Here is a 2459-nt window from a genome sequence, read left to right as displayed (position 1 = left end):
TCCCCCAGCCGCACTACCGTCCGCATCCCCTCCCCACCGGCCTCCCCGGTGCCGCGCTCCGTACCGGCATCAGTGCCTCTCTCGGCACCCCCGTCACCGCTGTCGCGCTGCGCGCCGGCGTCACCGATGTCGCGCTCTGCCTCCACGTCAGTGATCAGCGCGAGCCGCCCACGGCTCAGCTTCTCCGCCGTGGCGAGCGCGTGCGCCCCGTTCGCCGCCGGCACGGCGGCCACGACCAGGAGCGAGCGGTACGTGAGCGCGGCGAGCGCGGCCGCCAGCGTGACCGGATCGAGCGACGGCGCCGCCCCGTGCTCCATCCAGAGGGCGTCGGCCCCGGCCGCCTCGAACGCCACGGCATCGGACAACCACTCCCCCGGATCGCCGTGCGGTCTGGGCAGCACGATCCCGACCTTGACCCGCCCGCTCACCTCACTCATGACACACCCCCTCCGTTCGTCCCGTCGTGGCTCGGCTCCGCCTGCTCGTCTCCGTCATGGCCCGGCTCCGCACACTCGTCTCAGTCATGGTTCGCCTCCGTGACCACGCGTAGCCGGTCGTCGATACGGCGGGTGAGGCGCAGCCGGTCCAGATGTTCCAGCAGCGGGATCACCACGCGGCGGTTGGTGGCGAGCGCGATCCGGGCGTCTCCCGCCGTGAACGGCTGCGGGAGCCCGGCCAGGACCCGCGCCGCCGCATGATCGGCTCCTGGCAGCAACACGACCCCGTCGGCCAGGCGCAGCACCAGCCCCGCGCGCGCCGCGACCGCCACCGCCTGCCTGGTGAGCCCGAGCTCCGGCAACCGCGCCGCCTCCAGCGCCAGGTACGGCGCCTGGGCCAGCTCGGAACGCAACCGTTCGACGGCTCTGACGACCCCTTCCGGGATGCCTGCCCCGTCGATCCGCCCATCGGAGACCCGCGCCGCCGGACACGCCTCGGCCAGCGCCTCGACCAGCTCCCGCGCCGGCAGCCCGAGCGCGGTGCGAGCCGCGTCGACCGGGATGCCCGGTTGCTCCGCCACGATCGCGCCGAGCTGATCCACGAGCTCCTTCCACCGCCCGGGGGCGACCAGCCAGTCACCGGCGCCGGGCACGTCGAGCGCCCCCGGATCGCAACCCGTCGCGGCCAGCTCGGACCGCCGCACCACCCCACGCCAGCCGACCACGGTCGCGCCGTCGGGCACCCACTCCGTGAAGGGGGCCAGTTGGGCCGCGCGGCGGGTGGCCGCGCCCCGTCGGCGTAGCGCGGGGGGCCGTACGTCGAGCACCAGGACGCTCGCGATCGGCCGGCCCGAGCACCGCAGCAGGGCCCGGTCGCCGATGCGCAGGGGCAGCGAGCGGGACAGGGCCAGCCTGGCCAGGCCGGTACCGTCGAAGGGCCGGATGCGGGCGGGCACCGACGCCGAGCCGATGTGCAGCACGGCCTCGCGCGGCAGGTCGTCCCCGTCCAGCCGTACGTCGGCCGCCTCCGTCTCCAGCCAGGCGCCGGGCGTGAGCAACGTCTTGCCCCTGGCCACCCGGTCGCGGTCGACGCCGCGCAGGTTCACCGCGACGCGGGCGGCGGCCGGCACCTCGTCGGCGGATTCGCCCGTCACCTGCAACGCCTTCACCCGCACCCGCTCGCCGTCCAGGACGAGCACGTCACCGGTGCGCAGTGTGCCTGCGGCCAGCGTGCCGGTGACCACCGTGCCCGCGCCCCTGATCGTGAAGGACCGGTCGATCCACAGCCGTACCGGAGCCCCGGCGTCCGGCGGCGGCAACGAAGACACCAGCCGATCGAGCCCGCGCCGGAGGTCGTCGAGCCCTTCCCCGGTACGGCCGCTCACCATGACGACCGGCCACGGGACCCGCTCCCGCGCCTCCTCCAGCGCGAGCGCCGGATCAAGCAGGTCGCACCGCGTGATCACCAGCAGTCCCCGGTCCACGCCGAGCGCCTCGATCGCCTCCCAGTGCTCCTGCGACTGCGCCTGCCACCCCTGGTCGGCGGCCAGCACGAACATCACCGCCGGCACCGGTCCCAGCCCCGCCAGCATGTTGGTGACGAACCGCTCGTGACCGGGCACGTCCACGAACGCCAGCCGCCGCCCGGACGGCAGCGTCGTCCACGCGAAGCCGAGGTCGATGGTCATGCCGCGGCGGCGTTCCTCGGCCCATCGGTCGGGCTCGATGCCGGTGAGCGCGCGTACCAGGGTGGACTTCCCGTGATCCACGTGGCCGGCGGTCGCGATCACGTACACGCGAGCACCGCCCTCACCAGCTCGTCGTCCTGATCGGGCGGTACGGAGCGCAGGTCGAGCAGCAATCTGCCCTCGGCGACCCGGCCGACCACGGCGGGGTCGCCCAGGCGCAGCGGCAGCGCCAGGCGCTCGGGGAGGGCGAGCGCCACGCTGGGCAACTCGTACCCAGGCGCTCCCCCACCCCCCACCACCGCCACACTTCTCAGCACCCCACACTCCACACCAC

General features: G+C 74.7%; 2 protein-coding genes and 1 pseudogene. All 3 read right to left on the bottom strand.

Annotated elements, in window-relative coordinates:
• The coding region (locus ITP53_RS54830; protein WP_195903394.1) for an LLM class flavin-dependent oxidoreductase at positions 1-437 on the bottom strand (437 nt) is incomplete at its 3' end.
• An 80-nt stretch (positions 438-517) separates the two neighbouring features.
• Positions 518-2233: a selenocysteine-specific translation elongation factor gene (selB, locus tag ITP53_RS60885; RefSeq protein ID WP_195903393.1), complete on the bottom strand. Its 1716-nt coding sequence runs from the start codon at positions 2231-2233 to the stop codon at positions 518-520.
• Positions 2224-2459: pseudogene (locus tag ITP53_RS54820) on the bottom strand (L-seryl-tRNA(Sec) selenium transferase); the annotation flags it as partial. The gene selB and the pseudogene ITP53_RS54820, both read right to left, overlap by 10 nt.

This window comes from Nonomuraea cypriaca (assembly GCF_015645445.1).
Taxonomy (GTDB): Bacteria; Actinomycetota; Actinomycetes; order Streptosporangiales; family Streptosporangiaceae; genus Nonomuraea; species Nonomuraea cypriaca.
The sequence above is the reverse complement of the archived record's forward strand: the minus strand, read 5'-3'. Positions and strand labels throughout refer to the sequence as shown.